At 70.3% G+C, this 15,844-nt stretch carries 12 protein-coding genes; 5 read left to right on the forward strand and 7 right to left on the reverse strand.

The genetic code is table 11. From position 1 onward, the window contains the following. Nucleotides 1-159: 159 nt before the first annotated feature. On the reverse strand, nucleotides 160-2,988 hold the full coding sequence (locus ACVTJA_RS52860) for a M16 family metallopeptidase (RefSeq protein WP_465832610.1): 2,829 nt from the start codon (nucleotides 2,986-2,988) through the stop codon (nucleotides 160-162). Between the two features lie 403 nt (nucleotides 2,989-3,391). On the opposite strand from ACVTJA_RS52860, the gene ACVTJA_RS52865 reads away from it, so the two are divergent. The 3 genes from ACVTJA_RS52865 to sppA all read left to right on the forward strand — a co-directional run bounded on the left by ACVTJA_RS52865 (nucleotide 3,392) and on the right by sppA (nucleotide 7,472). Further along, complete coding sequence (locus ACVTJA_RS52865; protein ID WP_465832611.1) at nucleotides 3,392-4,666, forward strand: coiled-coil domain-containing protein; 1,275 nt, start codon at nucleotides 3,392-3,394, stop codon at nucleotides 4,664-4,666. 116 nt (nucleotides 4,667-4,782) lie between these two features. Beyond that, entirely contained in the window at nucleotides 4,783-5,463 is a 681-nt protein-coding gene (locus ACVTJA_RS52870) for a metallophosphatase domain-containing protein (protein ID WP_465832613.1), read from the forward strand. Nucleotides 5,464-5,678: 215 nt separating this feature from the next. Further along, a complete protein-coding gene (gene sppA / locus ACVTJA_RS52875; protein WP_465832614.1) occupies nucleotides 5,679-7,472 on the forward strand; it encodes a signal peptide peptidase SppA in 1,794 nt (597 codons plus the stop codon). Nucleotides 7,473-7,604: 132 nt separating this feature from the next. Here sppA and ACVTJA_RS52880 read toward each other — a convergent pair whose 3' ends face one another. Further along, entirely contained in the window at nucleotides 7,605-8,195 is a 591-nt protein-coding gene (locus ACVTJA_RS52880) for a cysteine dioxygenase (RefSeq protein WP_465832615.1), read from the reverse strand. 300 nt (nucleotides 8,196-8,495) lie between these two features. Here ACVTJA_RS52880 and ACVTJA_RS52885 point away from each other — a divergent pair, with 300 nt between their 5' ends. After that, nucleotides 8,496-9,572: a GspE/PulE/PilB domain-containing protein gene (locus tag ACVTJA_RS52885; protein WP_465832617.1), complete on the forward strand. Its 1,077-nt coding sequence runs from the start codon at nucleotides 8,496-8,498 to the stop codon at nucleotides 9,570-9,572. Nucleotides 9,573-9,584: 12 nt separating this feature from the next. Here ACVTJA_RS52885 and ACVTJA_RS52890 read toward each other — a convergent pair whose 3' ends face one another. Together ACVTJA_RS52890 and gcvA are read right to left on the reverse strand one after the other, a co-directional pair. After that, nucleotides 9,585-10,190, reverse strand: a complete 606-nt coding sequence (locus tag ACVTJA_RS52890) for a Uma2 family endonuclease (protein WP_465832619.1) — start codon at nucleotides 10,188-10,190, stop codon at nucleotides 9,585-9,587. Nucleotides 10,191-10,264: 74 nt separating this feature from the next. After that, entirely contained in the window at nucleotides 10,265-11,227 is a 963-nt protein-coding gene (gene gcvA / locus ACVTJA_RS52895; RefSeq protein ID WP_465832621.1) for a transcriptional regulator GcvA, read from the reverse strand. A 186-nt stretch (nucleotides 11,228-11,413) separates the two neighbouring features. On the opposite strand from gcvA, the gene ACVTJA_RS52900 reads away from it, so the two are divergent. Then, on the forward strand, nucleotides 11,414-12,130 hold the full coding sequence (locus ACVTJA_RS52900) for an FMN-dependent NADH-azoreductase (RefSeq protein WP_465832623.1): 717 nt from the start codon (nucleotides 11,414-11,416) through the stop codon (nucleotides 12,128-12,130). A 40-nt stretch (nucleotides 12,131-12,170) separates the two neighbouring features. Here the strand turns inward: ACVTJA_RS52900 and ACVTJA_RS52905 are convergent, their stop codons facing one another. The 3 genes from ACVTJA_RS52905 to ACVTJA_RS52915 form a co-directional block, all read right to left on the reverse strand. Continuing rightward, nucleotides 12,171-13,682, reverse strand: coding sequence for a tRNA modification GTPase (locus ACVTJA_RS52905; protein ID WP_465840741.1), 1,512 nt, complete (start codon nucleotides 13,680-13,682; stop codon nucleotides 12,171-12,173). Between the two features lie 276 nt (nucleotides 13,683-13,958). After that, a complete protein-coding gene (locus ACVTJA_RS52910; RefSeq protein ID WP_465832624.1) occupies nucleotides 13,959-15,440 on the reverse strand; it encodes a hypothetical protein in 1,482 nt (493 codons plus the stop codon). Between the two features lie 129 nt (nucleotides 15,441-15,569). Next, nucleotides 15,570-15,797: a hypothetical protein gene (locus tag ACVTJA_RS52915; protein ID WP_465832625.1), complete on the reverse strand. Its 228-nt coding sequence runs from the start codon at nucleotides 15,795-15,797 to the stop codon at nucleotides 15,570-15,572. Nucleotides 15,798-15,844: the final 47 nt, after the last annotated feature.

Here is a 15,844-nt window from a genome sequence, read left to right on the forward strand (position 1 = left end):
GGCCCGCTCCGGAGTCGCACCCGCACACCGGGGTTCCGTCCTGCCGATGACACTGTGTTGCAGTTGGGCCAGACAGGCAGGCGTGGCGAACGACAGAGCCCCGTGGCGCCACTCGGGCACCACGGGGCTCGGGGATTCTTCACACGGGTACGAGTCGCGTCACGGCGCGGCCGGCGCCTTCACGGAAGCCTTGGCCTTCTTCTCCGCGTTGGCGAAGTCACCCGCCTTCACCTGCATCACCTTCGCCCAGTCCAGGTGGCGCTCCATCGCCTTGCGCACGTCCTCGGGCTGGAGCTTCGCGAGCTTCTCTTCAATGGACGCATCGAAGGTCAGCGTGCGACCCAGGTACAGGTACCCGGCGAGCTGCCGGGCCAGGCCCCCATCCTGCGAGCGGGCCGCCTGCCGGTACTCCAGCAGACCCGCGCGAGCCTTCTCCAGCTCCTCCGCGGTGAAGCCCTTCTGCAGCGCGCGCGTCACCTCCTCGCGCATGGCCGCCTCCAGCCGCGTCGCGTTCTCCGGCGCGTAGATGGCGTACGTGATGAAGTTGCCCACCGCGTCGATGTCGCCCGCGTCGAGGCTGCTGCCCACGCCGTAGGACAGGCCGTCCTGCTGGCGGATGCGCGTGGCCAGCCGCGAGTTGAGGAAGCCGCCGCCCAGCACGAAGTTGCCGAGCATCAGCGCCGGCCAGTCCGCGTCGTCCTTGCGCAGCTTCAGCGACTGCCCGGCCAGGTAGTACGCGTTCGCCTTGTCCGGCGTCTCCAGTGCCACGACCTTCGCCCCGCCGTCGACGAAGACCTGCGGCACGCGCTTGAACGGCGCCGGGCTCTTCCAGTCGCCGAACAAGTCCCCGGCGAGCGCCACCACGTCCTTCGACTCGAAGTCGCCCACCACGGCCAGCTCGCCATTGGACGCGCCGTAGAAGGCCTTGTGGAAGGCGCGCACGTCCTCCAGCTTCGTGTCCTTGATGCCCGCGAGGCGCTCGTCGAACGTGGGCACGTAGTAGGGGTGGCCCTTCGGGTACTGCGCGGACATGGCGCGCCAGAAGGCGATGCTGCCCTGCGTCTCCGGCTCGCTGCGCTGCGACTCGAACGCGGCCAGCCGCTCCTGCTTCAGGAGGGCGAACTCGTTGGCGTCGAAGGCGGGCTCGCGGAGCACCTCGGCCATCAGCTCGAGCGCCTTGGGGAGGCTGGCGCGCGGGCACTCGATGGACACGGTGGCGCCGGAGACGCCGCCCTCCACGCCGACGCGCGCCTTGAGCTTGTCGAGCGCATCCTGGAGCTGCTGCCGCCCGTGCTTCGTGGTGCCGCGCATCAGCATGCGGCCCGCGTACTGCGCCGCGTTCGTCTTCCCGCTCAGCGCATCCCCCGTGCCCCAGCGCAGGTTGATGGCGACGTTCACCATCTCCCCGCGCGTCTTCTTGGGGAGCAGCGCGTACTTCATGCCGCCGGGCAGCTCGCCGCGCTGCACGCGCGCCTCGACGTTGGCGGGGGAGGGGTCGAAGACCTCGCCCTGCGCCACCGCCTCGCGGCCCTTGTAGCCCTCCATCATCTTCGCGATGTCCACCGGCGGCGGCATCTCCGCGCGGTCCGGCTTCGGCGTGGGGACGAAGGTTCCCAACGTGCGGTTGGACGGCTTGAGGTACGTGGCCGCCGCGCGAGTGACGTCCTCGGGCTTCACCGCCTCGATGCGGTCTCTGTGCAGGAAGAACAGGCGCCAGTCGCCGGTGGCGGCCCACTCGGAGAGCTGGATGGCGGCGCGCTCGGAGTTGTTGAGCGTGAGCTCGATGGACTTCATGAGCTGCGTCTTCGCGCGGTTGACCTCCTCCTCGGTGAAGGGCGTCTTCGAGGACTCCTCCACCGTCTTGAGGAACAGCTCGCGCGCGGCGGCCACGGGCTGGCCCTCGCGCAGCTCCACGGAGAAGGTGAGGATGCCCGGGTCCCGGAGTTGGAGGTTGGAGGCACCGGTGCGCGCGGCCTTCTTCGTCTCGACGAGCGCCTTGTAGAGCCGGCCGGACGGGTTGTTGCCCATGATGAGCGTGAGCACGTCGATGGCGGCGAAGTCCGGGTGGGCGCCCTCGGGCACGTGGTAGAGGCTGGTGAGGATGGACGTGTCGCCCACGCGGCGCAGGGTGACTTCGCGCTCGCCGTCCTGGACGGGCTCGGCGGTGTACGTGGCGGGCACGGGCTGCTCGGGCTTCTTCACCTTGCCGAAGGTGTCCTGAATCATGGACAGGGCCTTGCCTTCCTCGAAGCGGCCGGCGACGACGAGGAGCGCGTTATCCGGGCGGTAGTACTTCCGGTAGAAGTCCTGGAGCCGGTCGATGGGCACGTTCTCCAGGTCCGAGCGCGCGCCGATGGTGGCCTTGCCGTAGCTGTGCCAGATGTACGAGGCGGACATGACGCGCTCGAAGAGGATGCCGCGCGGGTCGTTCTCGCCGGACTCGAACTCGTTGCGGACGACGGTCATCTCGCTGTCGAGGTCCTTGCGGGCGATGAAGCTGTTGACCATGCGGTCGGCCTCGAAGCCGAGGGCCCAGCGCAGGTTGTCGTCCGAGGCGGGGAGCGTCTCGTAGTAGTTGGTGCGGTCCATCCAGGTGGTGCCGTTGGGACGGGCGCCGCGCTCGGTGAGGGCCTGGGGGACGTTCTGGGTGGTGGGCGTGCCCTTGAACATCAGGTGTTCGAGCAGGTGGGCCATGCCCGTCTCGCCGTAGCCCTCGTGCTTGGAGCCGACGAAGTACGTGATGTTGACGGTGACGTTGGGCTTGGTGGGGTCCGGGAAGAGGAGCACGCGCAGGCCATTGGGCAGGCGGTACTCGGTGATGCCCTCCACGCTCGTCACGGGAGCGGGCGCCGGAGCCGCCGCCTCGCTCTTCGCGGGCAGGGTGGCCGCGGGCATCGCGGTGGGAGCAGGAATCTGGGCCTGGGCGCATCCCAGGGTGGCGGCCAGGAGTGCGGCGGCCAGCAGGGAGAGCGGGGTACGACGCTTCATGCGGTCCTCGCGAGTCATCTGGAAGTGCACCGGCTTCTAACCCGACAGGGCCCGCCCGCCATCCCGAACGGCGCCAGTCCCGCCGGCCGGGCGTCCGTGGGGTGACAGCCGGGAGCGCGGGGATGGCCGTGTGACCCTACAGGTTCTGAACGGGATTGACGCCCCATGAGGTTGACTCCGGGTGGGGCCGACGTACCATGGGTGTTGCACCCGGCGGGTGCTCCGCGAATCGGTGGTGACCTGAGAGTCCGTGGACGGCGGTCCCGTGGGCCGGCGTCATGGGGCTCGTGCGTCTTGGCGTAGGACCTTACGGGTCTTCCGTGGCTCATCCACCGTGTCAGATGTGATTGGTAGGGTGCGTGACGTCCAACCGGAGAATGGACTTCGGAGGGAGGAGAGACAGATGGCGATGGCGACGGGTGGAGACCTGCTCATCCGGCAGGGTCTGCAGGAGCTGCATGAGGCGCATCAGGAGGTGCTGGCCGCCAATGCGGCGATGGACGCGAAGCTCGACGAGTTGGCGGGAGCCCTGGCCGACGTCCGGCAAGGTGTGGGCGAGCTGAGTCAGTCCGTGAAGACGGATCTGCAGAACATCAACAAGGTGCAGCAAGGCGTCGACGAGCTCAGGGAGAGTGTTGGCGTCGCGCACCAGCGAGTGGACTTGCTGAGCGAGGCCCTCAAGGAGGAGCAAGAGCGAGTCGATTCGCTGAGCGAAGCGACAAGGGAGACCCGCGAGCGCGTCGATGCGCTGAGCGAAGCGGCAAGGGTGACCAGCGAGCGCGCCGATTCGCTGAGCGAGGCCATCAAGACGACCAACCAGCGTGTGGACGCGGTCAGCGAAACGGTCGGCGTGCTGGGGCAGCGCGTGGACTCGCTGAGCGAGGCCGCGAAGATGACCAACCAGCGAGTGGACGCGGTCAGTGAAACAGTCGGCGTGCTGGGGCAGCGTGTGGACTCGCTGAGCGAGGCCGCGAAGATGACCAACCAGCGTGTGGACGCGGTCAGCGAAACGGTCGGCGTGCTGGGGCAGCGCGTGGACTCGCTGAGCGAAGCCGCGAAGATGACCAACCAGCGTGTGGACGCGGTCAGCGAAACGGTCGGCGTGCTGGGGCAGCGCGTGGACTCGCTGAGCGAGGCCGCGAAGATGACCAACCAGCGAGTGGACGCGGTCAGTGAAACGGTCGGCGTGCTGGGGCAGCGTGTGGACTCGCTGAGCGAGGCCGCAAAGATTGCCGACCAGCGCATGGATTCGCTGAGCGAAGCCGTCAGAACAACCAACCAGCGCGTGGACTCGCTGAGCGAGGCCGTCCAGAGGGCCCACGAGCGGGTCGATTCATTGAGCGAGGCAGGCAAGACAACCCGCCAGCGCGTGGATTGGTTGAGCGAAGCCTTCGGTGAAACGGACCATCGAGTGGATGCGCTCAGCAAGGATGTCAACGTGCTGCGCCAGGGCACGACCATGACGGACCAGCGGGTGACATCCCTCGGCAACACCGCTGAAGTGCTCGGAAAAGTACTCACCGGCACCACGCAATCCCTCCGCTCCACCAAGCTCACCCATGAGGGGTACATCGAGAAGATGGGCCGCATGCTGAACGACCTCGCGGAGCATCAGACCCACGACCGGGACAGGCTCGGCGCATTGGAGCGCCGCGTGGGCCTGCTCGAACAGGCCTGAGTCCCCGCGTGAGCACAGGAGGACGGCCCGCCCCGTCCTCCCGTGTGCTTTCCCCCTGCGGCGATTAACGTGACGCCACGGCCTCGAGGTCCACGGCCGAAGAGAAGGAACTCTGGATGCGGCTGGTGCTCCTCTCCGACACGCACATGCACCATGAATCCCTCACGGTGCCTCCGTGCGACGTCCTCATCCACGCGGGTGACTTCACCGGCCGGGGACGCCGGCAGGAGGTGGAGGAGTTCCTCCGCTGGTTCTCCCTCTGCGAGGCCCGCGAGAAGGTCCTCGTCGCCGGCAACCACGACTTCCTCTGCGAGGAGGCTCCCGACCTGGCCCGCTCGCTCATCCAGCAGGCCGGTGCTCGCTACCTCCTGGACGAAGAGGCCCTCGTCGCGGGGCTGCGCATCTGGGGCTCGCCCATCACGCCCCGGTTCGGCAGATGGGCCTTCAACCGGGACAGGGGCCCGGACATCGCGGCCCACTGGAAGCACATCCCCGAGGGCCTCGACATCCTCATCACCCATGGGCCTCCCCATGGCCTCGGAGACCGGACGTGGAGCCGCGTCAACGCGGGCTGCGAGGACCTGCTCGCCCGCGTGCGCGAAGTCCAACCCCGCCTCCACGTCTTCGGCCACATCCATGAGGCCCATGGCGAGTACTCGCTGCCCGGCCTGTCCACCCGCTTCCTCAACGTGGCCAACTGCCGCCTGATGCCCTTCGGCGTCCGCCCCCCTGTCGTCGTCGACCTGGAGCCTCGCGCCACCTCGGGGCAGGGTGACGTCTCCGCGCCCCGGGGCTGAGCCGCCCGCTGAAGCCCGCCCTTCCGCCGGGCGAGGCAGGAGCCGCTCGCGCCCGTCCCTCCTTACTAAAAGAGGCGCCTGGAGCCCGAAAGCAGGACACACCTGTCAACGGCCCCACGTGCGAGGACGCAAGCATCGTCCTCACCGCGCGTTAGTAGTAAGCACCGCGTGCGCAGGGCCGTGCCCCGTGGCGCGCGTACCAGGAGTCCCTTCGGATGAAACGATTTCTCATCGGCTCGCTGGCCTTCATCGGCGCGATGTCCATCCTCTTCGTGGTGGGCCTCATCGGCCTGCTGGTGCTCGCGTCGGCGAGCGCTCCCACCGTCCCGTCCAACCTCGTGCTGGAGCTGGACCTGGAGGACCCGCTGCCAGAATACGTGCTGGGCGACTCGCTCAGCGGCGCCTTCGGCGAGGACCCCACCACCGTGCACGACGTGGTGGACGCACTGGAGAAGGCCGGAGACGACCCGCGCGTGAAGTCGCTGGTGGCGCGCGTGGGCAACCCGGGCAGCGCCGCCGCGGCGCAGGAGATTCGCGACGCGGTGAAGGCCTTCCGCGCCAAGGGCAAGAAGGCCATCGCCTACGCGGACACCTTCGGCGAGGAGAGCAACACCACCATCGGCTACTACGTCGCGTCCGCCTTCGACGAGGTCTACATCCAGCCGTCGGGCGACTTGAACATCACCGGCCTGTCCTTCGAGACGCCCTTCGCGCGCGACGCCTTCGCGAAGCTGGGCGTGACGCCGCGCTACCACAAGCGCGCCGAGTACAAGAACGCCGTCAACACGTACACGGAGCAGGGCTACAACGCGCCCCACCGCGAGGCCACCGAGCGCTTCACGCAGAGCCTCTTCGGCCAGGTGGTGCGTGGCATCGCCGAGGCCCGGAAGCTGAAGGAGGACGAGGTGCGCGGCCTCATCGACCGGGCGCCGCTGTTCGGCCAGGAGGCGGTGGACGCGAAGCTGGTGGACGGGCTGCGCTACCGCGACGAGGTCATGGCCGCGGTGAAGAAGGACGCGGGCCCCGGCGCGGAGTTGCTCTACGTGAACAAGTACCTGGAGCGCGCCGGCCGGCCGCACACGTCCGGAGAAACCATCGCCCTCGTGTACGGCGTGGGCGGGGTGTCGCGAGGGAAGAGCCAGTCCAGCCCGCTGGGCGGCGAGCAGGTCATGGGCGGTGACAGCGTGGCGGCGGCGCTGCGCAAGGCGGCGGAAGACTCGCGCGTGAAGGCCATCATCTTCCGCGTCAACAGCCCCGGCGGCAGCTACGTGGCCAGCGACACCGTGCGCCGCGAGGTGCAGCGCGCTCGGGAGGCGGGCAAGCCCGTCATCGTCACCATGGGCACCTACGCCGCGAGCGGCGGCTACTTCGTGGCCATGGACGCGGACCGCATCGTCGCGCAGCCGGGCACGCTCACCGGCAGCATCGGCGTGTACGCGGGCAAGTTCGTGACGCAGGCCTTCTGGGAGAAGCTGGGGGTCAACTTCGAGACGATTGCCGCGGGCCGCAACGCGACGATGAACAGCTCGGACGCGGACTTCACGCCGGAGCAGGCCGCTCGCGCGGAGGCGGAGCTGGACTTCATCTACAAGGACTTCACCACGCGCGCGGCGGCCGGGCGGAAGATGCCGCTGGAGAAGCTGCAGGGCCTGGCCAGGGGCCGCGTGTGGACGGGTGAGGACGCGCTGGAGAACGGGCTGGTGGACGCGCTCGGCGGGTACTCGAAGGCGCTCGCGCTGGCGAAGGAGCTGGCGAAGCTGCCCTCCGACGCCCCCGTGAATGTGGAGGTGTACCCGCGCAAGAAGCACACCTCCGAGGTGCTGTCCGAGCTGCTCGGGCAGACAGGGGACAACAGCGAGGACGACGCGGCCTCGGTGAGCGCGGTGTCGCCGTTCGGCGCGCTGATGAAGACGGTGGACGCGGCGTACTCGTTCGGCGCGCGGATGGGCCTGTTCGAGCACCAGCGCGCCTCCCTCTACGCCCCCATGCCCCGGGCGAGCTGGGAGTGAAGGTCCGCTCGCCCGGGTGCGACGGTGCGCCCGGGCGGGCCGGCAGGGTGGGGCACTCGCGTCATCTCAGGACGCAGGAGCGTCTCCACCGGACGCCCGGCGGGCGGTCTCCAGCCAGCCCCGGCGATGCGGTCAGACGCGGATCCGCGAGGACGCGGGTTCCGGGCGGCTCAGCAGCCGGCCGAAGACGGAGTCGTAGCGGAGCTGCTGCACGGCGCACCGCTGGCGCTTCGAGTCGAACACGAGGCAGCGCTCCACCGGCCCCGCGTACACGTGCAGCGAGACGGCCGGGCCCTGCGCGGTGATGACGCGGTGGATGGGCGCCGAGGAACTGCGGAAGTCCACGTGCCCCGCGCCCACCGGCCCCACCACCACCGGAGGCCCCAGCGTCGCCGGCCCCGCGCCCAGCCCGCCGGACACCAGCGGGTAGTTCTCCAGGATGAAGCTGCCGGACTGGATGCTGAACCAGCACTCCTGCCCGTCATGGTCATGGATGGGCGAGACGGCGCCCTCCTCCCAGCAGTTGAGCAGCACCTCCAGCCGCGAATCCCGGTAGACGAGATTCCGCGTGTACCGGCCCCGGCTGAAGTGCAGGTACGGCTGGAGACTCGACGGCTCCACCACCACCCCCGCGAGCCGCTCGCCCACGCGCAGCAGGCCCGGCTGCGCGCCCGCCTCCTCCCGAAGGAGTCCCACCAACGCCTCGAGGGTCATCACGCCCATGGGGGAAAACCTAGGTAACGCACCGACACGCTGCCTGTCGGCGTGTTGGATGGGGTACGGATGGACGCACGACGCGCACTTGAGGACAGGCACCTCATCGACTGGACGACATCCTCCACTCAGGGCGCACCCTCGCGCAAGGGCGGCCCCGGCTTTGCATCCTGGCGTGGACGCGGAACCTTCTGGCGCCCGCGAGGAAGCCGAAAGCCCGCCGGAAGCGTACAGAGTGCATCAATTTCCCGGACCAAAGCCGTTCCTGATGTCGAGGAGCCGCCAAGGTGGGGGCCGAGGAACAACGCCATGAAGAAGCGACTGGGTGACATCCTGCTGGAGCGGGGCGTGATTGATGCGCTGCAGCTCCATTCGGCGCTGGCGTATCAGCGCAAGTGGGGTGTGCCGCTGGGGCAGGTGGTGGTGGATCAACGCTTCTGCACGGCGCAGCAGGTGTTGGAAGCGCTGGCGGCGCAGGTGGGCATGGAGACGGTGGAGCTGGACGCGCAGCCGCCGGACGCCAACCTCGCGTACCTGATTCCGGAGAAGGTGGCCGAGGCGCACCGCGTGGTGCCGCTGCGGCTGGAGGGCAAGGGCGGCCGGGACTCGACGCTGGTGGTGGCCATTGCCGCGCCGGCGAGCCTGGCGTCGCTGGACGCGGTGAAGAGCGTGTCCGGCAAGTCGCGCGTGGTGGCGAAGCTGGCCACGGACGCGGCCATCCACCGCACCATCGGCCGCATGTACCGCGGTGAGACGGGCGAGGCCGCCCCGCGCCGTCCCGGCATGGATGGGTTCTCCCTGCCCGAGGCGGACGAGAGCATGCCCATGCTGCTGGGCGGCACCATGGCGGACCTGACGAACATGGATGCCCCTCCCGGCGCCGACGGGCTGCCCATGCTCTCCTCGCTGGAGGACCTGGTCGCCGCGCCGGTGCCCGAGCCCGTGAAGCCCACGCCCGCGCCGGTGGCGCCGAAGGCCGCGCGGCCCACGCCCGCGCCGGCGAAGATTCCGGTGCTGACGCCGGCCCGGCCGGAGCAGGTGGCGCAGGTGCTGGTGTACGGCTGGGGCGCGGAGGCATCGAAGGGGCTGGTGCGGGTGCTGGAGACGGCGGGGCTGAAGGCCCAGGTGGCCAGCACCGAGGAATTGCTGGCGGCGAACGAGACGCAGGTGGTGGTGGCGCCGCTGCCCTCCATGGAGGCGCTGGGCCGCAAGGTGCTGGCCCAGGTGCTGGTGGCCGGCAAGGTGCCGGAGCTGGACTTGCCCCGGGCCCAGGCGGTGGGCGCGAGGGGCTTCCTCGCGGCGCCGGTGGATCCGGATCTGCTGCTGCGCGCGGTGCGCCGGCTGGCGAAGCCCACCAACGGCACGTTTCTCAAGCGCGCCAGCTGACCGGCGCGACGCTCAGGGCACGGCCGCGAGCAGCGCGGGCGTGTCCGCACCCTCCGGGAGCCACAGCGACGCGAGCTCCAGCGAGGACGAAGGGAAGGGCTCGGCGCGCACCACCGAGTCCGACTCGTAGCAGCCGGTGAGGAGCCAGCCACGCTTCACGCGCTGGTACACCTCCAGCGTGCGCGCGGCGGGGTCCACCAGCCAGACGTGCGAGACACCCGCGCGAGCGTAGAGCGGCAGCTTGCGCGTGCGGTCCAGCGCGGCGGTGGTGGGCGCGAGCACCTCGCACACCCAGTCGGGCGCCACGGTGAGGAAGGGCACGTCCGGGTCGGGCGGGGAGGCCACGCGCTCGCGGCGCCAACCGGCCACGTCGGGGACGAGCATGTCCTGGCCGAGGTGCAGCTCGGGGGCGCGCAGGAAGCACCAGCGGCCGCTGCCGCCCCGGCGCCTGTCGAGCTGCTCTCCCAGCTCCACGCCCAGCATGAAGGCCGCGCGCGTCTGCGCGGCGGTGGGGCGCGGCGAGGCCACCAACTCCTCGTCCAGAATCTCCCCCACCCAGCCCGAGGGCAGGGCCGAGAGCATGGAGTACCGCGCCTGGGGGATGGTGCCTTCCGTCACAACGCCTCCGAGAATTACCGGGTGAGGGCGGGCATTCTAGGGAGCGGTCTGACACTCCCCCGGTGGCGGCACTGTCACTTCAACGGTGCAGATTTACTGGAAGATTTCGGCGCCGGACGTTTGCGGCGCGGGGCTCGCCGGGAAGGCGTGGAGGTGAAGGACTTCGCCTCGGCGAGGAGCCAGCGGCGCACGGAGGCGATGCGCTCCGCGTCTCGGCCGCCCTCCGCGTGGACCACGTGGTAGGCGAAGCCGTCCAGCACGGGGCCGAAGGGTTGTACCAGGGCGCCGCTGGCCAGCTCCTCCGCGGCGAGGACGCGGCTCGCGAGGGCGATGCCGTGGCCGGCGATGGCGGCCTGGAGCGCGTGGGACTCGTCGGAGAAGACCAGCTCGCCGCCCGCCTTGCGGTAGGGCCGGCCCGCGCGGGCGAACCAGCGGGGCCACGTGGGCGTGTCGTCGTCGACGCGGCGCCACTCGAAGCGCAGCAGCGGGTGCCGGGAGAGGTCGGCGGGCTCGCGGACTCCGAGCCTCGGGCTGCACACGGGGGCGAAGGAGTCCTTCAGCAGCAGCTCCGAGCGCAAGCCCGGGTAGTCACCGCGCCCGTAACGGATGGCGAGGTCCGCGGCTCCGGCGCGCAGGTCCACGGGCTCGTCCGATGCGTGGAGGCGCAGGTCCAATCCGGGACAAGCGGCGCGGAAGGACGCGACTCGCGGCAACAGCCACCTCGCGGTGAAGGCCACGGTGGAGGAGAGCGTCACGGCGTTCCGCTCGGGGGCGTGCTTCAGGGCTTCGATGCCTCGGGCGAGGGCGTCGAAGCCTTCGCGCATCGCGGGGTAGAGCGATTGGCCCGCGGACGTGAGGACCACGCGGCGCACGCGACGCTCGAAGAGGCGGGTGCCGACCCATTCCTCGAGCTGCCGGATTTGATGGCTGATGGCCGTGGGCGTCACCGCGAGCTCGTCCGCGGCGCGCTTGAAGCTGAGATGGCGCGCGGCGGCCTCGAAGGCTCGCAGCGCGGTGAGGGGCGGGAGGTCTCTCATGGGCCCTCCATACATGAACTGGGTTCAGCCATCAGGTGAGGATTCGGAGTTTGTCACCGCGTGGGCGGGTTCGTATCCATTCACTCACCGGGGCGCGGGGTAGAGGCCCGTCGCGGAGATGTCTGTGCCTGCTCGTCACATGAGCGGAATTCAGCTCCGTGCCCGGTGACATCCTGGAGGGATGCGATGACTCACGTCCTGCACATCGATTCGAGCGCCCGGCCGGGCCGCTCGGAGCAACAGCGTCATGGCTCGCACACGCGCCGCCTGTCGGCCCGCTTCGTCACTCGCTGGAGGGCGGCACGGCCCGGGGATGAAGTGGTGTACCGCGACGTCGGGCAGGCGCCTCCCGCGCCAGTGACGGGCGAGTGGATTCAGGCCGCCTTCACGAAGCCTGGCGCGCGCGAGCCGTGGATGCGCGAGGTGCTCGCGCAGAGCGATGCGCTGGTGGATGAGTTGCTCGCCGCGGACCTCATCGTCGTGGGCGTGCCCATGTACAACTTCAACGTGCCCGCGCAGTTCAAGGCGTACATCGACAACATCGTCCGCGTGGGGCGCACGTTCGGGTTCGACCGCTCGCGGCCGGGCAAGCCCTACTGGCCGCTGCTCGCGGAGGCGGGCAAGAAGCTGGTCATCCTGTCGTCTCGCGGAGACTTCGGTTACGGCAGGGGAGGGCGGCTGGAGCACATGAACCACGTCGAGCCGAGCATCCGCACCGCCTTCGGCTACATCGGCATCACCGATGTGGAGTCCGTGGCCATCGAGTACGACGAGTTCGCGGATGAGCGGCTGAAGGAATCGGTGGCCACGGCGGAGCGGCAGGTGGATACGCTCGTGGACCGGCTGCTTCGCGAGTGGAGTGCTCGCGAGCATGCGGGAGACGAGCGGGCCGTCGCGGTGTGAGGCCCCCGGTAGAGTCAGGTCCGTGGGCTCGGAACGGTGCTTACTTACCGATGCAGAACCGCTGGAAGATGGCGTCGAGCAGGGCCTCGGAGACGGTGGTGCCGGAGACCTCTCCGAGGGCTTCCAGCGCGAGGCCGACCTCGCCCGAGACGACCTCCAGCGTGGAGGCCTGTGACGCGGCGCTGGCGCGGAACAGTGCCTCTGAGGCACGACGCAGGGCATCGGCATGGCGCTCGGAGACGAGGGCCACCGCCGAGGGTGTGCCTCCTCCCCAGAGACGTCCGAGCATTGATGCGCGGAGGGACTCCACGCCTTCACCTGTCAGCCCGCTCACGCGAGGGCGAGGTGCGGACGTGGCGCCCGCCTCAGGGAGATTGCCGTCTCCGGAACGCGCCGTGGGCGTGACGCCAGCGACAGGAGACCGACCTTCACCGGGACGCGCTTCACGTGCACCGCCGAGGCTCACCTGCGCCAGGTCCGCCGCCGTGTAGCCCACGCGCGGGCCTTCGTTCGCCAACGTCAACGTCGCGCCGCCGTGCGCGCCCGCGACATCGCACTTCCCATCCACCGCGAGCACGGGCGTGGCACCTGCCTCGCGCAGCCACGCCTCGGCCTCCGCGTCCGACGCTCCGGGCGGCAGCACGAGCACGGCCAGGTCCACGCCCGAAAGCAGCTCCCGCGTGCGCGCAATCCCGAGCGCCTCCACCCGTCCCGGCGCCTCGCGCAGTCCCGCCGTGTCGAACAACGTGACACCGAGCCCATCCCACTCGACACGGGCCTCCAGCGCGTCACGCGTCGTCCCGGGCTCGTCGTCCACCAACGCTCGCGCCTCGCCCACCAGCCGGTTGAACAGCGTGGACTTGCCCGCGTTCACCGGACCGAACAGCGCCACACGTGCCCCGCGCCGCACCAGCCGGCCCCGTCCCGCCTCCGCGAGCAGCGACTCCGCCTGCGCCCTCAGCGCCGCGACTCTCGCCCCCGCGTCCGCATCCGCGCCTTCCGCCTCGTCCGGGAAGTTGAGCACCCCTTCGAGGTCCGCATGCAGCTCGCGCAGCGGCTCCTCCAGCGCTCGCACGCGCGAGGCCAGCACGCCCGACAGCCCCGCGGCCGCCGCGCGCACCGCCGCCTCCGAGTCCGCCACCACCAGGTCCGCCACCGCCTCCGCGCGCGTCAGGTCCATCCTCCCGTTGAGGAAGGCCCGCCGGGTGAATTCCCCCGGCGCCGCCGGACGCACCCGCGCATCCTCCAGCGCGCGTGCGAGCAACAGCCTCAACAGCCTCGGGCTCCCGTGCGCCTGCAGCTCCACCACGTCCTCACCGGTGAAGGACTGCGGCGCGCGGAAGTACAGGAACAGTCCCTCATCCAGCGCCCGGCCCTCCGCGTCCACGAAGGTGGCGAGGTACGCATGACGCGGAGTCGGCTGCGCGGGCACGCCCGGAGCCAGCAGCCGGCCCACGTCGAGCGCGGCGGGCCCGGACAGCCGGAGGATGCCCACGGCCCCTGCGGCGGGCGCGGTGGCCAGGGCGGCGATGGTGGGGGAATCGGACGTCATCATCGGCACGGTGGCGGAGCCATGACGTGGCCCGCGTCCATGCAGCGTATCCGTCCCTGGCTCGGGATGGGTCCAGAGTTGCGAGGACGCGAGCACGTCCCGCCAGCAGGGCCGCCGGGCAGCGGAGCAGGGGATGAGGCGCCTCGAGCTCCGAGCGCTCCAGCTTCGCGCTCGCATGCCGCGTCTCACCGGAGCGTGCAGGCCTCGTTCCGAGCCCCCCAGGCAACGAAGCACGGGCCCCTGCCTCCCGTGCTCCGCGGCCTCGTTTGGCGAACGCTACGGGCAGACGCCCTGGTTCGTCGGAGCGGTGAAGAACTCGTCGTGCACGTTCACGCACGTGAGCGAGTTGTTGATGCTCACCAGCGTGGCCTGGCCACCGCCGAGCTGCGAGGTGCCGATGCGCACGGTGAAGCCCCGGTCGCCGCGAACGCTGTGGGTGGCGCCGAAGAGCTCGGAGCCCTGGATGATGGCGGTGTAGCGCGTCTCGGTGTTGTTGAAGCTGTCGAAGCCGAGCGACTCGACCGCCTCGCTGCCACTGAACACGCTGTTGCGAGCGGAGACGGTGGCGAGCTCCGCGAAGAGGCCCGCCGCGAACTCCCCTCCACGCGCCACGCCCTCCACGCCGGCCATGGCCATCGTGCCGGCCGCGTACACGCCATAGTTGTTCCGCGACTCCGAGGCGTTGGCGGTGACGTTGCGCAGATACACGAAGCCACGCTGCGTGGACACACCGGTGGCGTAGTCACCTCCCTTGCCCTCTGCGTAGGACTCCATCAGGTTGAGCGAACAGTCCGTGCAGCGGAAACCGCCCGCGGTGCCGTCCGCGGCGGTGGCGAAGGCGCGCACGTTCTCGAAGGTGCCCTGCGCGTTGGACAGCAGGATGGCGTAGGTGAAGGACGTGCCATTGCGCGCGATGGCGACGACGTCATGCAGGTCCAGGGACGGCTCGGTGCTGGAGATGGCGACGGAACGCGCGCCGCCGCCGGTGTTCAGCACCGTCAGCCGCGTCAGCAGGACGCCCGGAGCGCCCACCACCGTTCCCTGCGTGGCGGCCGAGGAGCGCAGCACGGTGGCATCCTCGCCCGAGCCATCCAGGAACACGGCCTGCTTGAGCGCCAGCGGCGTGGAGCCCAGGTCATAGATGCCGGGCTCCAGCTTCACCACCCACGTCTCCCCCTCGCCCACGGTGATTCCGTCGAGCGCGGCCCGGAGCGCGGCACCACCCTCCGCGGGTGTGGCACCGGGCGCCACCACCACGATGCGCTTGTAATCCAGACCGCTCGGCCCACGCTCACCCTGCGGACCACGCTCACCCTGCGGACCGCGCTCACCCGCAGGCCCTGCTTCGCCCTGAGGACCGCGCTCACCCGCGGGCCCTGCTTCGCCGCGCTCACCCGCAGGACCCGCTTCGCCGCGCTCACCCGCGGGGCCCTGAAGCCCGCGCTCACCCATGGGGCCCGGAAGCCCGCGCTCGCCCATGAGCCCCTGCGGCCCTCGCTCGCCCGCAGGACCCGTGAGGCCCTGTGGACCGCGCTCGCCAGCGGGGCCCACGTCGCCTCGATCACCGGGAAGCCCGCGCTCTCCAGCGGGGCCCTGGAGCCCGCGCTCGCCCTCTGGACCGGTGGGGCCAGCAGGGCCCACGGGGCCGGGCTCACCGGCGGGACCTTGAGAGCCAGTGGCCCCGGTCTCCGCCTCCTTGCAAGCGGTGAGGGAAAGGACGAGCGACAACACGGCGTGGCGGACGAGGCGGCTGCTCACGGAAACACTCCCGGGAGTGTGTGGAGGGCCGCACACATACCCGCCGGGAGGACTCGACCTGAACAGACCCCAAGTCCACGTTTCGAGTGGCCTCCGACCCGGAGCGGGTGGAGGCCGACTCTCTTCAACTCAGCGAGGCCCCATCGGAGGCGTGGAACCGCGCGCCGCCTTCTCCACGGCCTCGCGGTTCTCGTCGATGTAGCGCTCCACCGCGTCGTCCTCGAGCTCCAAATCGCGCAGCACGCCCGGGTAGACGAACTTGAAGGCAGGGGAGTCCTCGTCCCCTCGCAGGCGGAAGCTCATCTTGAGCACCGCCGCGCCGTACAGCTTGTCCTTGAGAGCTTTCGCCTTGCCCATCCCTCGTCTCTCTTCCGGAAGCTCCGGCGCGTGCGGCGCGAGACTGC

This window comes from Pyxidicoccus sp. M6, from assembly GCF_055568925.1.